General features: G+C 65.6%; 14 protein-coding genes and 1 pseudogene. All 15 read left to right on the plus strand.

What is annotated here, in order from left to right:
- A partial coding sequence (locus DPV79_RS35850) for a 4Fe-4S dicluster domain-containing protein (protein WP_208866764.1) occupies positions 1-353 on the plus strand: 353 nt, incomplete at its 5' end.
- 48 nt (positions 354-401) lie between these two features.
- Positions 402-1,595: a beta-ketothiolase BktB gene (gene bktB / locus DPV79_RS35855; protein ID WP_048028343.1), complete on the plus strand. Its 1,194-nt coding sequence runs from the start codon at positions 402-404 to the stop codon at positions 1,593-1,595.
- A gap of 37 nt (positions 1,596-1,632) precedes the next feature.
- A complete protein-coding gene (locus tag DPV79_RS35860) occupies positions 1,633-2,487 on the plus strand; it encodes a 3-hydroxybutyryl-CoA dehydrogenase (protein WP_113047628.1) in 855 nt (284 codons plus the stop codon).
- Between the two features lie 573 nt (positions 2,488-3,060).
- A complete protein-coding gene (locus DPV79_RS35865; protein ID WP_063803102.1) occupies positions 3,061-4,446 on the plus strand; it encodes a hypothetical protein in 1,386 nt (461 codons plus the stop codon).
- A gap of 170 nt (positions 4,447-4,616) precedes the next feature.
- Positions 4,617-7,352, plus strand: coding sequence for a tetratricopeptide repeat protein (locus tag DPV79_RS35870; protein ID WP_244321858.1), 2,736 nt, complete (start codon positions 4,617-4,619; stop codon positions 7,350-7,352).
- Positions 7,353-8,085: 733 nt separating this feature from the next.
- Positions 8,086-8,250 (plus strand): annotated as a pseudogene (locus DPV79_RS35880) (IS5/IS1182 family transposase); the annotation flags it as partial.
- A 677-nt stretch (positions 8,251-8,927) separates the two neighbouring features.
- The gene (locus DPV79_RS35885; RefSeq protein WP_244321859.1) at positions 8,928-10,172 is read left to right on the plus strand and encodes an acyl-CoA dehydrogenase family protein; all 1,245 of its coding nucleotides are present in this window, start codon (positions 8,928-8,930) and stop codon (positions 10,170-10,172) included.
- 57 nt (positions 10,173-10,229) lie between these two features.
- Complete coding sequence (locus DPV79_RS35890) at positions 10,230-10,715, plus strand: phenazine biosynthesis protein (protein ID WP_059555908.1); 486 nt, start codon at positions 10,230-10,232, stop codon at positions 10,713-10,715.
- A gap of 89 nt (positions 10,716-10,804) precedes the next feature.
- Positions 10,805-11,362 carry an isochorismatase family protein gene (locus tag DPV79_RS35895; RefSeq protein ID WP_279636637.1) on the plus strand — a complete coding sequence of 186 codons (558 nt, stop codon included), beginning with the start codon at positions 10,805-10,807 and terminating at the stop codon, positions 11,360-11,362.
- On the plus strand, positions 11,359-13,290 hold the full coding sequence (locus DPV79_RS35900) for an anthranilate synthase family protein (protein ID WP_113047631.1): 1,932 nt from the start codon (positions 11,359-11,361) through the stop codon (positions 13,288-13,290). Before DPV79_RS35895 ends, DPV79_RS35900 begins: the two co-directional genes overlap by 4 nt.
- Positions 13,291-13,334: 44 nt before the next feature.
- Positions 13,335-14,543 carry a PhzF family phenazine biosynthesis protein gene (locus DPV79_RS35905; RefSeq protein ID WP_081064803.1) on the plus strand — a complete coding sequence of 403 codons (1,209 nt, stop codon included), beginning with the start codon at positions 13,335-13,337 and terminating at the stop codon, positions 14,541-14,543.
- Positions 14,509-15,219, plus strand: a complete 711-nt coding sequence (phzG, locus tag DPV79_RS35910; RefSeq protein WP_244321860.1) for a phenazine biosynthesis FMN-dependent oxidase PhzG — start codon at positions 14,509-14,511, stop codon at positions 15,217-15,219. Before DPV79_RS35905 ends, phzG begins: the two co-directional genes overlap by 35 nt.
- On the plus strand, positions 15,192-16,085 hold the full coding sequence (locus DPV79_RS35915; protein ID WP_244321861.1) for an SAM-dependent methyltransferase: 894 nt from the start codon (positions 15,192-15,194) through the stop codon (positions 16,083-16,085). The genes phzG and DPV79_RS35915 overlap by 28 nt, the downstream gene beginning before the upstream one ends.
- Positions 16,082-17,125: an MDR family NADP-dependent oxidoreductase gene (locus DPV79_RS35920; protein ID WP_059856077.1), complete on the plus strand. Its 1,044-nt coding sequence runs from the start codon at positions 16,082-16,084 to the stop codon at positions 17,123-17,125. The genes DPV79_RS35915 and DPV79_RS35920 overlap by 4 nt, the downstream gene beginning before the upstream one ends.
- On the plus strand, positions 17,074-18,615 hold the full coding sequence (locus DPV79_RS35925) for a class II 3-deoxy-7-phosphoheptulonate synthase (RefSeq protein WP_482764118.1): 1,542 nt from the start codon (positions 17,074-17,076) through the stop codon (positions 18,613-18,615). The genes DPV79_RS35920 and DPV79_RS35925 overlap by 52 nt, the downstream gene beginning before the upstream one ends.
- The last annotated feature ends 38 nt before the right edge of the window (positions 18,616-18,653 follow it).

The following is an 18,653-nucleotide window of genomic DNA, read 5'->3' on the forward strand; positions in this document are numbered from 1 at the left end:
CGCAGTGCGAGCCGATCGAGTACCCGAAGCCGGACGGCAAGCTGACGTTCGACCGGCTGTCGTCGGTGTTCATCTCGAACACGAACCATGAAGAGAACCAGCCGGCGCACCTGACCTTGAAGGATGCGAACGTGCCGGTGAACGTGAACCTGCGCACGTATGCAGGGCCGGAAGGACGTTTCTGCCCGGCGGCGGTGTACGAGTTCGTGAAGAACGACGACGGCAGCGATCGCCTCGTGATCAACGCGCAGAACTGCGTGCACTGCAAGACCTGCGACATCAAGGACCCGACGCAGAACATCGTATGGGTCACGCCGGAAGGCGGCGGCGGGCCGAATTACCCGAACATGTAACGCAACGTATCCCCGCGCCTGCGGGCGCGAACGAACCGGAGTGAGACGATGAGCAATGCAGCGAAAGAAGTCGTGGTGGTGAGCGGTGTCCGTACCGCGATCGGTGATTTCGGCGGCAGCCTGAAGGATTTCTCGCCGACCGACCTTGGGGCGAAAGTCGTGCGCGAAGTGCTGTCGCGCGCGAACGTGTCGGGCGATGCGGTCGGGCATGTCGTGTTTGGCCACGTCGTGAACACCGAACCGAAGGACATGTATATCGCGCGCGTCGCGGCGATCGACGGCGGCGTCGCGCAGCACACGCCCGCGCTGACCGTGAACCGCCTGTGCGGTTCGGGCCTGCAGGCGATCGTGTCGGCCGCGCAGACGATCATGCTCGGCGACGCCGACGTCGCGATCGGCGGCGGCTCGGAAAACATGAGCCGCGCGCCGTACACGGTGCCGGCCGCGCGTTTCGGCCAGCGCATGGGTGACGGCAAGCTCGTCGACATGATGCTCGGCGCACTGCACGACCCGTTCCAGACGATCCACATGGGCGTGACCGCCGAGAACGTCGCCGCGAAGTACGGCATCTCGCGCGACGCGCAGGACGCGCTGGCGCTCGAATCGCATCGTCGCGCGGCGCGCGCGATCGCGGAAGGGCGCTTCAAGGACCAGATCCTGCCGATCTCGATCCGCACGAAGAAGGGCGAGGTCGCGTTCGACACCGACGAACACGTGCGTCACGACGCGAGCGCGGACGATTTCACGAAGCTGCGCCCGGTGTTCAAGAAGGAGGACGGCACGGTGACGGCCGGCAACGCGTCGGGCATCAACGACGCGGCCGCGGCCGTGCTGATGATGAGCGCGGACGCCGCGCGCGCGCAGGGCGTGAAGCCGCTCGCCCGGCTCGTCGCGTATGCGCACGCGGGTGTCGATCCGGCATACATGGGCATCGGCCCCGTGCCGGCCACGCAGAAGGCGCTCGAACGCGCGGGCCTGAAGATCACCGATCTCGACGTGATCGAGGCGAACGAGGCGTTCGCCGCCCAGGCATGCGCGGTCACGCAGGAGCTCGGCCTCGATCCGGCGAAGGTCAACCCGAACGGGTCGGGCATCTCGCTCGGTCACCCGATCGGCGCGACCGGTGCGCTGATCACGGTCAAGGCGCTGTACGAACTGAAGCGCATCGGCGGGCGTTACGCGCTCGTGACGATGTGTATCGGCGGCGGCCAGGGGATTGCGGCCATCTTCGAGAACATCTGATAATCGACCGCTCAGCACCCGAACACACAGGAACTACATGGCCATCGAAATTGTCGGCGTCGTGGGCGCCGGAACCATGGGCAACGGCATTGCGCAGACCGCCGCCGTTGCGGGACTCAACGTCGTGATGATCGACGTCAGCGACGCCGCGCTCGAGAAGGGCGTCGCGACGTTGAAGGGCAGCCTCGAGCGGCTCGTGTCGAAGGGCAAGCTCGACGCAGCCGCACGCGATGCGGCGCTGGCGCGCATCACGACGTCGACCGACTACGCGCAGCTCGCGTCGGTCGATATCGTGATCGAAGCCGCGACCGAGAACGTCGAGCTGAAGGGCCGCATCCTGAAGCAGATCGAGGCCGTCGCACGGCCCGACGCGATCATCGCGACCAACACGTCGTCGATCTCGATCACCGCGCTCGCGGCGCCGCTCGCCGATCCGGCGCGCTTCGTCGGCATGCACTTCTTCAACCCGGTGCCGCTGATGCCGCTCGTCGAGATCATCCGCGGGCTGCAGACGAGCGAAGCGACCGCATCGTCGGTGCGCGAGCTGACCGAGCGTTTCGACAAGTCGCCGATCGGCGTGCGTAACTCGCCGGGCTTCGTCGTGAACCGGATTCTCGTGCCGATGATCAACGAGGCGTTTTTCGTGCTGGCTGAAGGCATCGCGTCGGCCGAGGAGATCGACGCGGGGATGAAGCTTGGCGCGAACCACCCGATCGGGCCGCTCGCGCTGGCCGACCTCGTCGGCCTCGACGTGTGCCTCGCGGTGATGGACGTGTTCGTGAAGGACTTCGGCGATCCGAAGTATCGGGCGTGCCCGCTGCTGCGCGAAATGGTGACCGCCGGGCGCCTGGGGCGCAAGACGGGGCGCGGCGTGTACGACTACAGCAAGTAAGCAGCGCACCGGGAAGTCTTCAACGCGGGTGGCGAGTCGTGCCGGATGGAGGTGTTCATCCAGTGCGGTTCGCCACCCGCGTTTTTCATTGGGGGCGGGCAGGAGAGGTGCGTTGCCTTCGAGACCGCTGCGTCAGCTTGAGCCTTGACAATTCTTGAGAATCACGCGGTTTCGTCTGTGCAACCATCATCCGTGCCTGTCGAACAGGCCCGCCATGTGCGGCATCGAGAAGCGGTGCGTTCGGCTGGGAACGCGCACAAGCGGGGATGAGCGTCGACCGTACTCCGTCGAAAGATAAAAGACAGCTGACGCGGCAACGTGAGCGCCATCGAGCGTTTGCCTGGTTCTCCCCGAACATTCGCGCGGCAACCCCGACACGACAGCATCGCAACGGGACCGGATCCGCGGTGGTGCGTCGCCGAGCGCGCGCGCCATTGACAACGCGGTCGCAACACGCGAAGCTGCGCGCGACCGGCGCATCGGTACGGTCCCGGACGTTCGCGCGCTGGATTTCAGGCGAAAGTCCGGGGCGGAATCGCGCTCGGCCGATCAACGCAATCGAATGACGACAAGATGAAAATAAAAACAGGCCTTTTCGGGGTGTTGCTGTCCATCGCGACCGCAACGGCATATGGATTGGGCGTGCAGAGCGCGCCTGCGGAGCCGGCGGTTTCCACGCCAGCGGCGAATCCGGTCATTAACCTGACGCCCGCACAGATCAGTGAACGTGCGCGCGCATATATTGCGCAGATCGGGGTGGATCCAGACTCGGACAACGGGCAGATCCTGATCGCGTGGTTCACCCGAATCGTGCAGGAACCCGGTTATCTCGCGCGATTGACGACACTGCGCAGCAGCTCGCCCGGGTTGGTCGACACGATGCTGCCGCCGGCCGCGCGGCTGAAGGCCCTGCGGGTGACGGCGGATATGGCGCGCGGATCGCGGAACAACTGCGCGATGCCGGACATCGGCGGCAAGGATCTGGCGGCGCTGGCGAAGACGCTCCCGTCGAAGTCGCTCAAGGGTGTGCTGGAGATGATGGACATCCTGTTGAATCGCGATGGCACGGCGTCCGGGGATGAGCATTACACCGTGGCCGAGTTGCTCGACGTCGACGCACGCATGAATACGATCGAGCTGCCGGCGTCGCTTTCGAAGCCCGGCGCGTCGAAGTCCTGCGAGGCGATTGCGTTTGCCGTCGGTATGATCGACAAGCTTCCGGAGCCGGAACAGCAACGCATCACCTACGAACTCTTCAAGATGATTTCCGGCGGCAAGTCGGCGAGCGAGACCGTGCTGGCCGATCCGGACGCGTATCTGGACGAAGTGTTCGACGAGCGGCGCCTGCAGGAGGCGATTCGCAGCCAGTTGCCGCCGGACGGTAGCCGGCCGCTGCCGTATTCGCGCTTGATCGTGGACGGCGAATGGGTGAACAAGACGACGCCGAAGGCCGCAGGGCCGTATGTCGACACCTACGTCAATAGGCGCAATAACGGCGTGGTCGCTGAATTGATGACCACGCGCGATGGTTCCGGCGCGACTGACTGGTCCTACTTCGGGTTGACGTCGGGTATCGCGGAACTCATGGGCCAGAGCGTTCAAGGCCGTTTCGATGCACAGCGGCTCGGCATGCTGAAAGATGCGTCGGCAATCGCGGTGGCGAACGCGCCTTTGGCCGAGGGCAAACGCATCGAGTTCGCTCTGCCCCAACCGTCGAGCCGCGGCCAACTGACCCGGCGATGCGAGATCGGCAAGACCGAACCGGCGTCGACGATCTTCGGGACGTTGACCGGCAATGCCGTCAATCTCGACTGCAGCGAGGTACGCAAGGATGGGACGACGTCTCGGGTTCGTTCCGCATGGCTGGCCGACTACGGGATCGAATTGAGCAAGACGATCGATGACGAGGCCGGCAGAACCGACGTCATCATCAAGAACGTCACGATCGTGAAGCCATGAGGCCGGTGGGCAAACCTCGGCCGCGCGTTCCGGCGGTGCGGCGGTTCAACTGCGTCGGGCCCGCGCTGAAACGGTCGGTCGGAGCCGCAGGGCTGATGGCGGGGCTGACCATCGGGTTCGGCAGCGCCGCTGCGCCTCGGCCCGGGCCGTTGCCTGCCGCGATGCCGGCAATGCAACGCGCCGGGTCCGTTTCCGTCCACGACGACACGACGCCATGCGTAGTGACGCTGAACGCGGGGTTCGACAGCCTCCTGCTGAAGGACAAACCCGCGCAGATTCGCAGCCTTTGCCGGCAGGAAGCCGAGGCCGGCAACCTGACGGCCCGCGCGCTCTACGGACAGATGGTGCTGCATGGCTACGCGGCTCGACCGGACCTGAAACGCGGGATGACGATCCTCGAATCGGCGGCGAGCGACGGTTCGACGCCGGCCAGGCGCGCACTCGGCTACCTCTACTACGACGGTGTCGCGCTGCCGCGGAACTCTGCGGCGGCATACGCGTGGTTCGCGTCGGCGGCGCGCGACGGCGACGCGGCGTCGGCCAACCAGCTCGGCGGGATGCGCGCGGACGGCGACGGGCAACCGGCCGACAACGCTGCCGCCTACCGGTACTTCGTGAAGGCTGCCGAGGGCGGGTCGGCGGCGGGCGCGGCGAACGCGGGGAAATTCGCGCTGGCGGGGCGCGGGGTGGCGCGCGACCCGGTGGTCGCGGCGGCGTGGCTGTCGCGCGCCGCGGCGGGCGGCCAGGCGGACGGACAGTTCGTGCTCGGCCTGATGCTGGTCCGGGGCGACGGCGTGCCGCGCGATGTCGGCCGGGGAACGACGTGGCTGCGCGCGGCGGCGGACCAGAACCACACGGAAGCGCAGGCGGTGCTGGGCAACCTCTATCTCGCGGGCATCGGTGTGCCGCGCGACGCGCAGCGCGGCTTCAGCCTGATTTCGGCCGCGGCGCGCGCCGGCTCGATCTACGCGCAGCGCAGGCTCGGCGAGTTGTACGGAAGCGGGACGGGTGTGCCGCGCGACGACGCGAAGGCGCGCGACTGGTACCGCAAGGCGGCGCTCGCCGGCGATACACGGGCGCGTTACGCATTGGCGAACCTCTATCTGTTCGGCCGCGGTGGTCCGGTCGACCAAGAGGCCGCGTTGGGATGGATGCAGGGCGCGGCCGACGATGGGCTGGCTGTCGCCGAGAACGATCTCGGCGCAATGCTGCAGAACGGCCTGGGGACGCAGGCGGATCCCGTCGCCGCCAAACCGTGGTTCGAAAAAGCCGATGCGCAGGGCAATGGCGCCGCGGCGGCCAATCTCGCGCGTTACGCGGCACGCGGCGACGGTGAGCCGGTGGATATGCGCAAGGCCTTTCGGCTGGCCACGCGCGGCGCGGATCGCGGTGACGAAGCGGCCGCCCTGATGGCCGCCAACATGGCATGGCGTGGAGAAGGCACGAGCGTCGACCGGACGCAGGCGATGAAGTGGTTCCGGTTTGCCGCGGACCACGGCAACATCGAGGCGGCGCGGTGGGTCGGCCATCAGTACCTGACGGGTACAGCCGGCGTGCCGCGCGACGAGCAGACGGGATTGCGCTACCTGAAGCAGGCCGCCGACGCCGGCGATCCGGCTGCCGGCGTATCGGCCGGGTTCTACCTGAGCGAGCACCACACGTCGTTCGCGGGCAGGACGGGGCTTCAATGGCTGGAGGACCTCGCGAGCCGCAAGGTGCCCGCCGCGTATTCGGCGCTGGGCACGGTGTACTGGCGCGGGCAGTCGGGCGGTCCGCAGCCGGCGATCGCATTCGACTGGTTCTCGCGCGGGGCGAAGCTGGGCGACGCTGCGTCGCAGGCGATGCTATGCGCGATGTATCTGGATGGAAATGGCACGCCGCGCCGTCCGGCCGAGGCCGCGCGCTGGTGCCGTACGGCCGCCGGCAGCAATGTCGGCGCGATGCGCGTCCTTGCGTCGGCCGATAGCGGCCTCGTTGCCGCGGACGAGCGGGCGTACTGGCAATGGAAACTCGCGGATCGCGGCGAGCCGGCGTATCAGTCGTCACTCGGCGATGCGTACGATCTGGGCGACGGCGTCCCGGTGGATTTCGATGCGGCGACGTACTGGTTTCGCCGCGCGGCCGAGCAGGGGAACGTGTCGGCGCAAGGTTCGCTCGCGTGGCATCTGTCGACCGGGCTCGGCGGTCGCACCGACGACTACGAAGCGTTCGCATGGGCACTGCGTGCCGCGCCGACGAGCACCGACGCGAAGCGGATGGTGGGAATCGCCTATCTGCACGGTCGCGGCGTCGCGCGCGATCCGAAGGAAGCGTCCACGTGGCTCAACAGTGCGGCGTCTGCCGGATCGCAGTGGGCGGAAAGCGATCTTGCGCTGATGTACGAAACGGGCGACGGCGTGCCCCGGGACGAAACGGTCGCAATGGACTGGCATCGCCGCGCGGCGCGACGTGGCTCGGCGGTATCCGAGATCGCGCTTGCGCTGCGCAGCCTCGCGCCGGCAATGGACACGGACACGGACACGGGGCATTCGGCCGGCGAGCAGCGCTGGCTGGTGCCGGCCGATCCGGCTGCCACGCTATGGAGCGACTCGCCCGCCAGCGCGATCGCGGCTGCCAACCGCCAGTGGGACGGGCTGTCGAGCCTGAACGAGGCGTTGCGCGGGGATCCGTTCATGCAGTATGCGGTCGGCATGCGGTTCCTGACCGGCAACGGTCTGCCGAGAGACCGAGCCCTCGGCGCCGCGTGGATCGCGCGTTCGCGCGCGAGTTTCGATGCGGTGCCGGGTCTGGAGAGGTATGGCGCTGCTGCAGCGATCGTCGAGGCGCGAATCGCCAAGCGACTGGATGACGGGGAAAAACAGCGTGCCGCCGAGATTGCCGCTAATCTGATCTCGACGTTACCGTGAACAGGGCTGGCTACAGATGACCGGATGATGTGTCCCGGAGCATGGGGTGTTTTTTTCGAATGCAATATTCGCGTCAGTCATTCGCCGCGGATCAACCGCTATTGGTTGGTGCCCGCCGCCCATACCGCTACGCGCGGTTCGCAAACCACGAGTGATGCCGATCCGACGCGCGCGCCGATCAGGTCTGGATCGTGTTCATCACGTTGGCCGGCGTGACGAGATCGAACACCACCGTTTCGGGAATCGCGGTGGCGCCCGGATGTGTGCTCAGGTCGTTCGCCGTATCCCTCGCCTGCCGTGCGCCGATCGCCTCACCGGTCTTCACGACATCCCGGTAGTCGTCGCACACGGCGTCCCGCAGCTTCGGGTCGACGAAACCGTAGTTGTCCTGCATGAAATCGATCGAGTGCTCCAGCACGCCGCGCCCCGTCACCGTTTCGGGATAGGGGCCCTGGCCGGTCATCGACGCGTTGATCTGCACGCCCACATGAAGTTCATGGCACCGAGGGTCGGGTAGGTGGCCGTTTGTGACGGCAGGCAGGCCGGCACGTCGGGCGGTGTCCATTGCGAGGACGGCTTGCCCGCCGGCAACGCGTACATCAGCGTCGATGCGTTGGGCACGAACGCCGCATGGTTGTACGCGCCGTCGTTGACCACCGTGTGCTTCACCGAGAACTGCCAGATGACCATGATGCCATCGGCCGGTGCCGAAGTCGGTCAGTAACAGCACGACGCGAAGCGCCTGACGGAATACGGTAGCGGGCTCGGCACATTTCGTCGTCTTCGCATTCGTTTTGAGCGTCGAGCCGACATTCACGAAGCGTTCCTCAAACCTGGTTGCGCGCTCGGCTGCTGGATCAGATTCGAGCATGTCGATTGTATTTTTAAAATAATCTAAGAATATATTTCACTCGCAGTCTCATTCGGATTGGCGGGTTATCCCCGTCAAATTTGACAGGTGATACTTGCTTGAATTTATCCTACGCTTAACCGTCATTTATGGGCGCGATAGAAATGCGCAACATAATGGGGTGGGGTTTATATTCGTGACATTAAATGGGGCGGGCAATCTTATGAAACCGGTTTATACCGAAGGCCTGGCTCGATTTGCTGGATGTTGCTCGGCGCCCGCTAAATAGCACCGAGAGTCGGAAGTGCCGGCGAAGCTGAAAAGCTTGTGCGGCGTTCCGTTGCGTACAGAGGCCCCGAGAGGCCCCATCACTCAGGCTTTGAACTGGAATTCGACGAGGCAGCGTGGCTCGCGAAGGACTGACATTCCCGGCCGGTTTAAATAAAAACGTAAGCATCATTTAATGGCATTGAAATAAAAATGCCTTTTTAGATTGGTAAGGCAAAGCTGGGTGTGGATCTAATGGATGCTGTTGCCTGATATTTTCCTGATTCAGGGTGCGACCAATAAAGGTGATGGCTCTTGTTTGCTTCGATTTCATGGTTAATTGGTGGTTAAGTTTCTCGCAACCATTATTGTTTTGAATTTTTCAACAATAAAGATCGTAAGTTTATTCTGGAGACGCCGTGAGCACGATACAAACCTCGCAGTGCACGACTCGTGAAATGACAGACGAACGCACCTTGCAGGAAGGGAATTCGGCCGGACATGACGCCATTGCGCTCGACGAATCGGTGATCGAGCACGAGCAATTGGTCGCGAAGGCGGCAGAAGTCGCCAGCGTGCTCGCGGAAGAATCGCGCGCTGCCGATACCGGGCGCCGCCTGACCGAGCGTGCCGTCGACGCGCTGACCGAGGCGGGGCTGATGCGGCTCTTCACGCCGCGCCGGCTCGGCGGCTACGAAGCGGGTCCCGCCACGCTGTTCGACGTCTGCTACGAGCTGGGGCGCGGCTGCTGCTCGGCGTCGTGGGTCACGAGCGTGCTCAACATGGGCAACTACATGATCGCTCACTTCCCCGAGAGTACGCAGGACGACGTGTGGGGCGGCAACCGCGACACGCGCACCGCGCTCATCATTGCGCCTTCGCGCGCCCAGGTCGAACGCGTCGACGGCGGTGTCGTGGTGACGGGGGAGTGGGCTTATGCGTCGGGCAGCCTGCATGCCGAATGGATCGGCGCGCTGATCCCGAAAGGCGTCGATGCGGACGACGAGACGATCAACCTGGTCCTCATGCCGATGAGCGCGCTCGAAGTCCGCGACTCCTGGCATGTCACGGGCATGCGCGGCACCGGCAGCAACACGGTCGTCGCGAACCGGCTGTTCATTCCGCGCCATCGCGTGACGCCTTACGCGCCGATCGTGCAGGGCCGGTCGCGGCCGCCGTCGGAACGGCACCGTTTATATAGCGGCGCGTTCTCGGGCTTGCTGTCGATCGGTCTGCTCGGACCGCAACTCGGGGCGATCGTCACCGCGCTGGAACTCGTGCGCGATCAGGCCCACGAGCGCCGTGTCGCCTCGTCCACGTTCAAGAGCCAGGCTGTTTCGCCGGCGTTCCAGACCGATCTTGCCGAAGCTTCGATGATGATCGACGGCGCGCAACTGCATGCCCGCCGCATCGTCGAAACGGTCGAACACCACGCACTGGCCGGCGTCCTGCCCGACGAAGTGACGCGTTCGCGCTTCCGGATGGAATCGACGCGCGTCACGCGCCTGTGCCGCGAGGCCATCGATCGCCTCATGACGGCCTACGGCAGCGCCGCCTTCATGGAATCCAATCCGCTGCAGCTGATCTGGCGCGATCTGAACGTGGCGAGCCGCCACGCGGGCTTCGGGATGGGCATTCCGCAACTTGTCTACGGCCGCGCGCTCGTCGGCCTCGATCCGCGCGAAATCAGCTACCTCGTGTAATCCCACGCGGCCTCCCGGTTCCCGGCGGGGCGGCCCCCTTTGACTTCAGGAGCTTGCATGTCAGACGTCGAATCCCTCGAAAATCACGCGCACGTCGCGGCCCGGCAGCACAACCGGAAGATCGTGGAGCAGTACATGCACACGCGTGGCGAAGCGCGGCTCAAGCGCCACCTGCTGTTCACGGAAGATGGCGTCGGTGGCCTGTGGACGACCGACAGCGGCCAGCCGATCGCGATTCGCGGCCGCGAGAAGCTCGGCGAGCACGCCGTGTGGTCGCTGCAATGCTTCCCCGACTGGGTCTGGACCGACATCCAGATCTTCGAGACGCAAGACCCGAACTGGTTCTGGGTCGAGTGCCGCGGCGAAGGCGCGATTATTTTTCCCGGCTACCCCCAAGGCTATTACCGCAATCACTTCCTTCACTCGTTCCGCTTCGAAAACGGACTGATCAAGGAGCAGCGCGAATTCATGAACCCTTGCGAGCAATTCCGTTCGCTGGGTATCGAGGTTCCCGAAGTGCGCCGGGATGGCCTGCCGAGCTAACGCATAATCAATGGAGGAGACGAATGGCTGGGATCCCGTCGATTCAACCGTACGCGCTGCCCGATTCGGGCAGCCTGCCCGAGAATGTCGTGTCATGGCGTGTCGACCCGTCGCGCGCGTTGCTGCTCATTCATGACATGCAGAACTATTTCCTTTCGCCGTTGCCGCCGACGCTGCGCGAGAGGTTGACGACCAATGTCGCGTCGCTGCGCAAACGGTGCAAGCAGGCCGGTATTCCCGTCGCGTACACGGCCCATCCCGGGCGCATGACCGAGAAGGAACGCGGTTTGCTGCGCGATTTTTGGGGGCCGGGCATGGAGACGACGCCGGCCGATCGGGACGTCGCCGAGGCCGTCGGCCCGTCCCCGGACGACTGGATGCTGACGAAGTGGCGCTACAGCGCATTTTTTCGCACCGACCTGCGCGAGCGCATGCGGGAGAGCGGCCGCGATCAGCTGATGCTGTGCGGCGTCTACGCGCACATCGGCGTAATGATGTCGGCCGTCGATGCGTTCACGAACGACATTCAACCGTTCTTCGTCGCCGATGGCGTGGCGGATTTTTCCGAAGACCATCATCACCAGGCCCTGGAATACGTGGCCCAGCGTTGCGGCAAGGTGGTGAGCACCGAGGAGGCGCTGGCATGAACGCCGCTCCGAACCGCAACCTTTTCGAGCGCGTCCTCCACGGACAAGCGCCGTGCTTCGCGTTGATCGCGCGTTCGACGGGTAGCGCCGGGGAGCGCGCGACGATCGACGTCTTCGCCGGCGCGGTTTCCTATCCATCCTCCCTGGCCGAGCTTCCGTTGGCCGCGCCGACGGCGGCCGGTGCGGGCCGTCAGGAGCTGCTTGTGCTCGTGCCATACCGGCAGCTGCGCGAGCGCGGCTTCACGACTCACGACGACGGCGCTCCGCTCGTCGCCATCACCTGCGACGAGCACGAAACGGTGCCCGCGCAGCTTGCGCTCGCCGCCATTCCCGATGCCGATACCGCGCTCGGCGAGCGTCACTTCGATATCGACGACGAGGCCTACGCCGAGATCGTCGAGCGCGTCATCACCGACGAGATCGGAACCGGCGCGGGCTCGAACTTCGTCATCAAGCGCACGCTCGAGGGCGATCTCGACGACTATTCGCCCGCGAAGGCGCTGGCGGTCTTCAAGCGCCTGATGCGCCGGGAGGTCGGCGCGTACTGGATCTTCGTGATTCATACCGGGGAACGCACGTTCGTCGGCGCCACGCCGGAGCGCCACCTGACGCTGCATGAAGGCTGCGCGACGATGAACCCGATCAGCGGGACTTACCGATATCCACAAAGCGGGCCGACGATCGACGGGATCAACGCTTTTCTCGGCGATCGTAAGGAATCCGACGAGCTGTACATGGTGCTCGACGAGGAGCTCAAGATGATGGCGCGCATCTGCCCGGCCGGCGGGCAGGTCACGGGGCCGCACTTGCGCGAGATGGCGCGGCTCGCCCACACCGAATATTTCATCGTCGGTCACACGGAGGCCGATGTCCGCGACTTGCTGCGCGAAACGATGTTTGCGCCGACGGTCACCGGCAGCCCGATCGAAAGTGCGACCCGCGTGATCGCGCGGCACGAGCGGGCCGGCCGCGGCTACTACAGCGGCATTGCAGCGCTGATCGGCCGCGATGCGCGCGGCGAGCGCACGCTCGACTCCGCCATCCTGATCCGCACCGCGGAGATCGATCGCGCCGGCCACGTTCGCATCGGCGTCGGCTCGACGCTCGTCCGGCATTCGGACGCGGTATCGGAAGTCATGGAGACGCATGCCAAGGTGGCCGCGCTGTCGAACGCATTCGATCCGCCGGAAGCCGGCCCGGCGCTCGCACAGCATCCATCGGTGCAGGCGGCGCTGCGCGAGCGCAACAAAGGCATCGCGGACTTCTGGTTTCGGCCATATGGCGGGCGACAAGGCGGGATGGCCGATGAGTTGGCTGAGTTGAGCGGTTGCCGCGCGCTCATCGTCGACGCCGAAGATCACTTCACGGCGATGATCGCCCAGCAATTGTCGTCGCTCGGCCTCGCCACCGAAGTGTGCGGCGTTCACGACGCGGTGGACCTTGCGCGTTACGACGTCGTCGTCATGGGGCCGGGCCCGGGAGACCCGAGCGACGCCGGCGATCCGCGCATTGCCCGCCTCTACACGTGGCTGCGGCATCTCATCGACGAGGGCAAGCCGTTCATGGCCGTCTGCCTGAGCCATCAGATCCTGAACGCCATCCTCGGCATTCCGCTCGTGCGGCGCGAGGTGCCCAATCAGGGCATCCAGGTCGAAATCGATCTGTTCGGCCAGCGCGAGCGCGTGGGCTTTTACAACACGTACGTCGCACGGACCGTCCGGGACGAAATGGAAATCGACGGCGTCGGCACGCTGGCCATCAGCCGCGATCCGCGCACGGGTGAAGTGCATGCCTTGCGCGGTCCGACGTTCAGCTCGATGCAATTCCACGCCGAATCGGTCTTGACCGTCGACGGGCCGCGCATTCTCGGCGAAGCCATCACACACGCGATACGCCGCGAAAAGCGCCTGACATCGGTGACGGCCTGACGACTCTTCACGCTTTTTATCGAACCCTACAGGACACGCGTTTCATGATTGTCGACATCGTTTGGTGGAACCTCGACGGTTCCGAACAGAGCATCGAATCGCTGAAGGCGCGTGTGGACGACAGCACCCTCGCGCGCTGGTCGAACGTGCCGGGCTTGCGCGAGAAGCATTGGATCGCCGACGAAGACAGGAATCGTTGGGGCGCGATCATGCTCTGGGACGGCGAGCGTCCGCCCGCGCATCTACTGCCGCCGAACGACGCGCAGACGCTGATCGGCTTGCCGGTTGCCGAGCGGCTGCGCTTCTCGGTGGAGGCAAGCGCCGCGAGCGGTGAGATCGCGGCGCGCATGCGCGCGCTCGAACCGGCGGCATCGCACGCGAATACACACGCGGCGGCGCCGATCCATGCGTCGCATCCCGTCGACTACATCGTCGTTGACGCCTTCACGCGCACGCCGCTCGAAGGCAACCCGGTTGCGGTCTTCCTGGTCGACGTTCCGCTGCCGGCGGAGCGCATGCAGCGGATCGCCCGCGAAATGAATCTGTCGGAAGTGGTGTTCGTGATGCCGCCGAAGCAGGGTGGCGACGTGCACGTGCGCATCTTTACGCCGGTCAACGAGCTGCCGTTCGCGGGCCATCCGCTGCTGGGCACGGCCGTGGCCCTCAGGCACGTCAAGGCGCAGGATCGCTTCGTGTTCGAGACGGGCATGGGGCTCGTGCCGTTCGATGTGCGATCCGATGCGCCCGGCGAGGCTTACGTCACCATGCAGCAGCCGATCCCGACGTGGACGCGCTTTGATCGCGCCGGGCGTCTGCTCGAAGCGCTCGGCGTCGAAGCGTCGGTGTTGCCCGTGGAGGCCTATCGAAACGGCCCGCGCCACGTGTTCGTCACGTTGCCCGACGCCTCCGCGCTTTCCGACGTGCATCCGGACCATCGCGCGTTGGCTGAGTTCGAGGATATGTCGGCCATGTGCCTGGCCCCGGCGGGCGACCACTGGCGCTGCCGGATGTTCTCGCCGGCCTACGGCGTCGTGGAGGATGCGGCGACGGGCTCCGCCGCCGGCCCCATCGCCATTCACCTTGCCCGCCACGGACTGATTTCGTGGGGCGAGCCGCTGCATCTTCTCCAAGGCGTCGAGATCAGGCGCCCCTCGCACATGCATGCGCGGGTGAACGGCTCGGAGCACGGCATCGAGGCGGTCGAGGTCAGCGGTCACGGTGTCGTCGTCGCGCGCGGCCGCCTGGGCGTCTAGCGTCGCCCCCGTCTTTTGCCATCAAGAAAACATAGCCATGAACACCAGTCGATTCGAAAGCCTCACGGGACGCGTCGATGTCCTGTTCCCCGAATATGACGACCCGCCGTCCGAGCCGATCACGCTGCTCAAGCGCTGGCTCGCGGCGGCCGATGTCGCGGGCGTCCGCGAGCCCAAGGCGCTCGCGCTCGCAACCGCCACGTCCGACGGGCGCATGTCTTCGCGCATCATCGCGTTCTCCTCGATCGACGACCGCGGCGTGATTTTCTGCACGCATTCGACGAGCCGCAAAGGACGCGAACTCACGGAGACGGGCTGGGCCTCGGGCTTGCTGTATTGGCGTGAAACCGGGCAGCAGATCATGATTTCCGGCCAGGCGGTTCCGCTCGAGGAAAGCGAGAACGACAAGCTCTGGTTCGGACGCTCGGTGCCGATGCACGCGATGTCGAGCGCCTCGCACCAGAGCGACGAGCTCGTCGACCGCGAAGCGCTGCTCGCGCACGCCGCCGAGCTGCTCGCGCTCGGCGTCGCGTTGCCGCGGCCGTCGCGCTTCGTCGGTTATCGGCTCGAGCCTCACGAGATGGAATTCTGGGCCGCCAGCTCCGACCGGCTTCACCGGCGCCTCAGGTACGAACGCAATGGCGACGATTGGAAAACCATGCAACTCCAACCTTGATTCTCTTGCGGATAAGGAACCTGTCTGTGTCTACTTTCGATATTCCGGTTGGCGTCGGCCAAACCGCACTGTTCATTGCCTGGCAACGTCATGCCGAAAGCCTGCGCCCGGATGCCTTGTTTCACGATCCGTTCGCTGCAGCGCTGATCGAGCAACTGGCCGGCACGCCGACGCACGAGCACGTCAGCGAAGTCGCGCGGCGCGCGAACTTTCCGCAATATTTCGTCGTCCGCACGCGCTACTTCGACGATGCCATTCGCGCGAACCTGAGCCGCGGAATACAGCAGGTCGTCACGCTGGCAGCCGGCATGGACGGCCGTGTGGCGCGCCTGGCCTGTCCGTCCGGCACGCGCTGGTTCGAGCTCGATCTCGACGACATCATCACTTTCAAGCGCGAGCTCATGAAACAGGCCGGATTGCCGCTGCAGTGCGATTGGCGGCCTCTCGTCGCCGATCTGACCTCGGATTGGGCGAGCCCGTTGCGCGCGGCCGGCTTCGATCCCGCCAAGCCCACGATCTGGCTCATCGAAGGGCTGCTGATGTATCTGCGCGACACGGACTGCGATGCGCTGATCCATCAGGTGGCCGACCTGTCGGCGCCGGGCAGCGCGCTCATGCTCGAGCATCTCGCCGCGCGCATGATGAGCGACGAGGGCAAGGAAGCCCGTGCGCGCGTCGAATCGCAGGGCGCTCGTTGGCTCTCGTCCCGCGACGATGTGCGCGACTGGCTCGGCCGATACGGCTGGACGGCGACCGTGCATGCCTCGGACGACCCGACGATAGCCTACGGCCGCAGCGTCGCGCGCATCCCGGCGGGCTGGTTCGCTTCATCGACGCGCACGGCGCCCGGCGGGAGCGGATCATGAATCCGTCGATTCCCATGCGGCGCGACGTGCGCTTGAAGGCGAAGCTCAAAGGCCTGCCGACACCGGACGATTTCGAAATCGTCACCGCCGCCGCGCCGGCGGCCGGCCCGGGCGACGTGCTGGTGCGCAATCGCTATTTCCTGGTCTCGGCTTCCTTGCGCGCGATGATCAGCGAAGGCGCGGAAGACGTGCCCGGTGTGCCGTTTCCGTGTTTGTCGGCGGGTGACGCGCTGATGGGCGAAGCGCTCGGCGAGGTGGTGAACGCGCCTGCCGGCAGCGGGTTGTCGTCCGGCGACATCGTCACGCACTTCCACGGGTGGCGAGACTACGCGGTGGTGCCCGCATGGGGCTGTCAGCGCGTCGGTGAGGCGCTGCCGGAGCCCGCCGGTTATCTCGGCTACCTGGGGCACGGCTGGACCGCCTACGCGGCGCTGACGCGCGGCGTGACGATCCGTCCGGGCGACACGGTGTTCGTCACGAGCGCGGCCGGCGCGATCGGCGCGATGGCCGGACAGATCGCGCGGCGGCTGGGAGCGGGGCGCGTGATCGGCAGCACGAGTTCGCGCGAAAAGGCACGACGCCTGGTTTCCGAGCTTGGGTATGACGCCGCCGTCATGCGTGGCGGCAGCACGCCGTTCGCGGAGCAGTTGCTCGAAGCGGCGCAGGGCGGCATCGACGTCCTGATCGATTCGGTCGGCGGCGAACAATTGCAGGCGGCCGTCACGGCCGCCCGCGAAGAGGCGCGCTTCCTGATCCTCGGCGCGCTGTCGGGCCAGCTTGCCGCGACGGGAACGGGGCGGACCGCGCCTGCCGAAATCGATACCGTTCAATTTCTCCTCAAGCGGATCACGATGCGGGGCTACAGCGCCGACGCCAATCCGGAGGCGAAGGGCGAATGGTTCGAGCGTTTCGCGCAGTGGCTGCGCGCCGGCGAGATCGTGTTCCCGCATACGGTGATCGACGGCCTCGATGACGCGCCGGGCGCGTTGTGCGACACGTCCAGCGGACGTTATCTGGGCACGGTGCTCGTCAAGCTGTAGCGGCACGGAGCGTGGGCGTCGCCTGCAGCCAGGCGACGACACCCGTTCGATCGGCAGCATTTCATTTTGGGAGTGGAACCGTGGAATGCAATCTCTCTTCGGCGCGTGTGGCCGAGAATTGGACGCCGGCTTCCTGGAAGACGAAGCCGGCGTTGCAACAGCCGGCTTATCGCGATGCGGCGGCGCTCGATCGCGCCCTGACACAGCTGCAGGCACTGCCGCCGCTCGTCGCCGCATGGGAAGTGCTGACGCTCAAGCGCAAGCTCGCGGACGCCGCGGCGGGACGATGCTTCTTGCTGCAGGGCGGCGACTGCGCGGAAAGCTTCGCCGATTGCACGGCGCCGATCATCGCCAATCGGCTCAAGGTGCTGATGCAGATGAGCCTGGTGCTCGTGCATGGCTTGATGCTGCCGGTGGTTCGGGTCGGCCGCTTTGCCGGCCAGTACGCCAAGCCGCGCTCGGCGGATACCGAAACGCGTGACGGCGTGACGCTGCCTTGCTACCGCGGCGACATCGTCAACGGCAGCGCTTTTACGAAAGACGCGCGCGAGCCCGACCCGCAGCGCCTGCTCGACGCGCATTCCAGATCGGCGCTGACGATGAATTTCGTGCGCGCGCTGAGCGATGCCGGTTTTGCCGATCTGCACCACCCCGAACATTGGGACCTGGCCTGGGCATCGCATTCGCCGCTTTACGGCGAGTATCGCAAGATGACGCACTCGATCGGCGAATCGCTGCGCTTCATGGAGGCGCTCGCGGGCGAGCCCTCCGGCAGCGATGCGAGAGTCGATTTCTACACGTCGCATGAGGTCCTGCTGCTGAACTACGAAGAGGCGATGGCGCGGCAAGTGCATCGTCATTGGGGCTGGTTCAACCTGTCGACGCATTTTCCGTGGATCGGCATGCGCACCGCGCAGCTGGACGGCGCGCATGTCGAATATTGCTCCGGTATCCGCAACCCGATCGGCCTGAAAATCGGGCCCGGGTTGAGTACCGACCAGTTGCTGCGCACGATCGACGCGCTGAACCCCGCGAACGAGGCCGGCCGCTTGACGCTCATCACGCGCATGGGTGCGGCGAAGATCGAAGCGGAGTTGCCGAAGCATCTGCGTGCCGTCAAGACCGAGGGCCGGCGTGTCTTGTGGTGCTGCGATCCGATGCACGGCAACGGTGAAACGACCCCGGGCGGCGTGAAGACACGGCGCTTCGAGAACATTCGCGCCGAGCTCGAGGCTGCCTTCGACATTCATGCCGCCTGCGGCACGCATCTGGGCGGCGTGCATCTGGAGCTGACCGGGGAAGACGTGACCGAATGCCTGGGCGGTGCACGCAACCTGACTGAGGCCGATCTGGCCCGCGCTTACAAGTCGACCGTCGATCCGAGGTTGAACTACGAGCAGTCGCTGGAGATCGCGATGCTGATCGTGCGCAAGTTGGGTACGACGCCGGTTGCCGAAATCGGCGCCGAGCGGCACGCGGCGTATGCGTAGCGGGGCGGCACTCGACAATTCGGTCGATTGAATTGTTT

Source organism: Burkholderia reimsis, assembly GCF_003294055.1.
Lineage (GTDB): Bacteria > Pseudomonadota > Gammaproteobacteria > Burkholderiales > Burkholderiaceae > Burkholderia > Burkholderia cepacia.

Excerpts from the sequence above, each read along its gene's own strand:
- DPV79_RS35905 (WP_081064803.1), top strand. The coding sequence starts at position 13,335 with ATGATTGTCGACATCGTTTGGTGGAACCTCGACGGTTCCGAACAGAGC.
- DPV79_RS35920 (WP_059856077.1), top strand. The coding sequence starts at position 16,082 with ATGAATCCGTCGATTCCCATGCGGCGCGACGTGCGCTTGAAGGCGAAG.
- DPV79_RS35870 (WP_244321858.1), top strand. The coding sequence starts at position 4,617 with ATGCAACGCGCCGGGTCCGTTTCCGTCCACGACGACACGACGCCATGC.
- DPV79_RS35860 (WP_113047628.1), top strand. The coding sequence starts at position 1,633 with ATGGCCATCGAAATTGTCGGCGTCGTGGGCGCCGGAACCATGGGCAAC.
- DPV79_RS35885 (WP_244321859.1), top strand. The coding sequence starts at position 8,928 with ATGACAGACGAACGCACCTTGCAGGAAGGGAATTCGGCCGGACATGAC.
- bktB (WP_048028343.1), top strand. The coding sequence starts at position 402 with ATGAGCAATGCAGCGAAAGAAGTCGTGGTGGTGAGCGGTGTCCGTACC.
- DPV79_RS35890 (WP_059555908.1), top strand. The coding sequence starts at position 10,230 with ATGTCAGACGTCGAATCCCTCGAAAATCACGCGCACGTCGCGGCCCGG.
- DPV79_RS35865 (WP_063803102.1), top strand. The coding sequence starts at position 3,061 with ATGAAAATAAAAACAGGCCTTTTCGGGGTGTTGCTGTCCATCGCGACC.
- DPV79_RS35900 (WP_113047631.1), top strand. The coding sequence starts at position 11,359 with ATGAACGCCGCTCCGAACCGCAACCTTTTCGAGCGCGTCCTCCACGGA.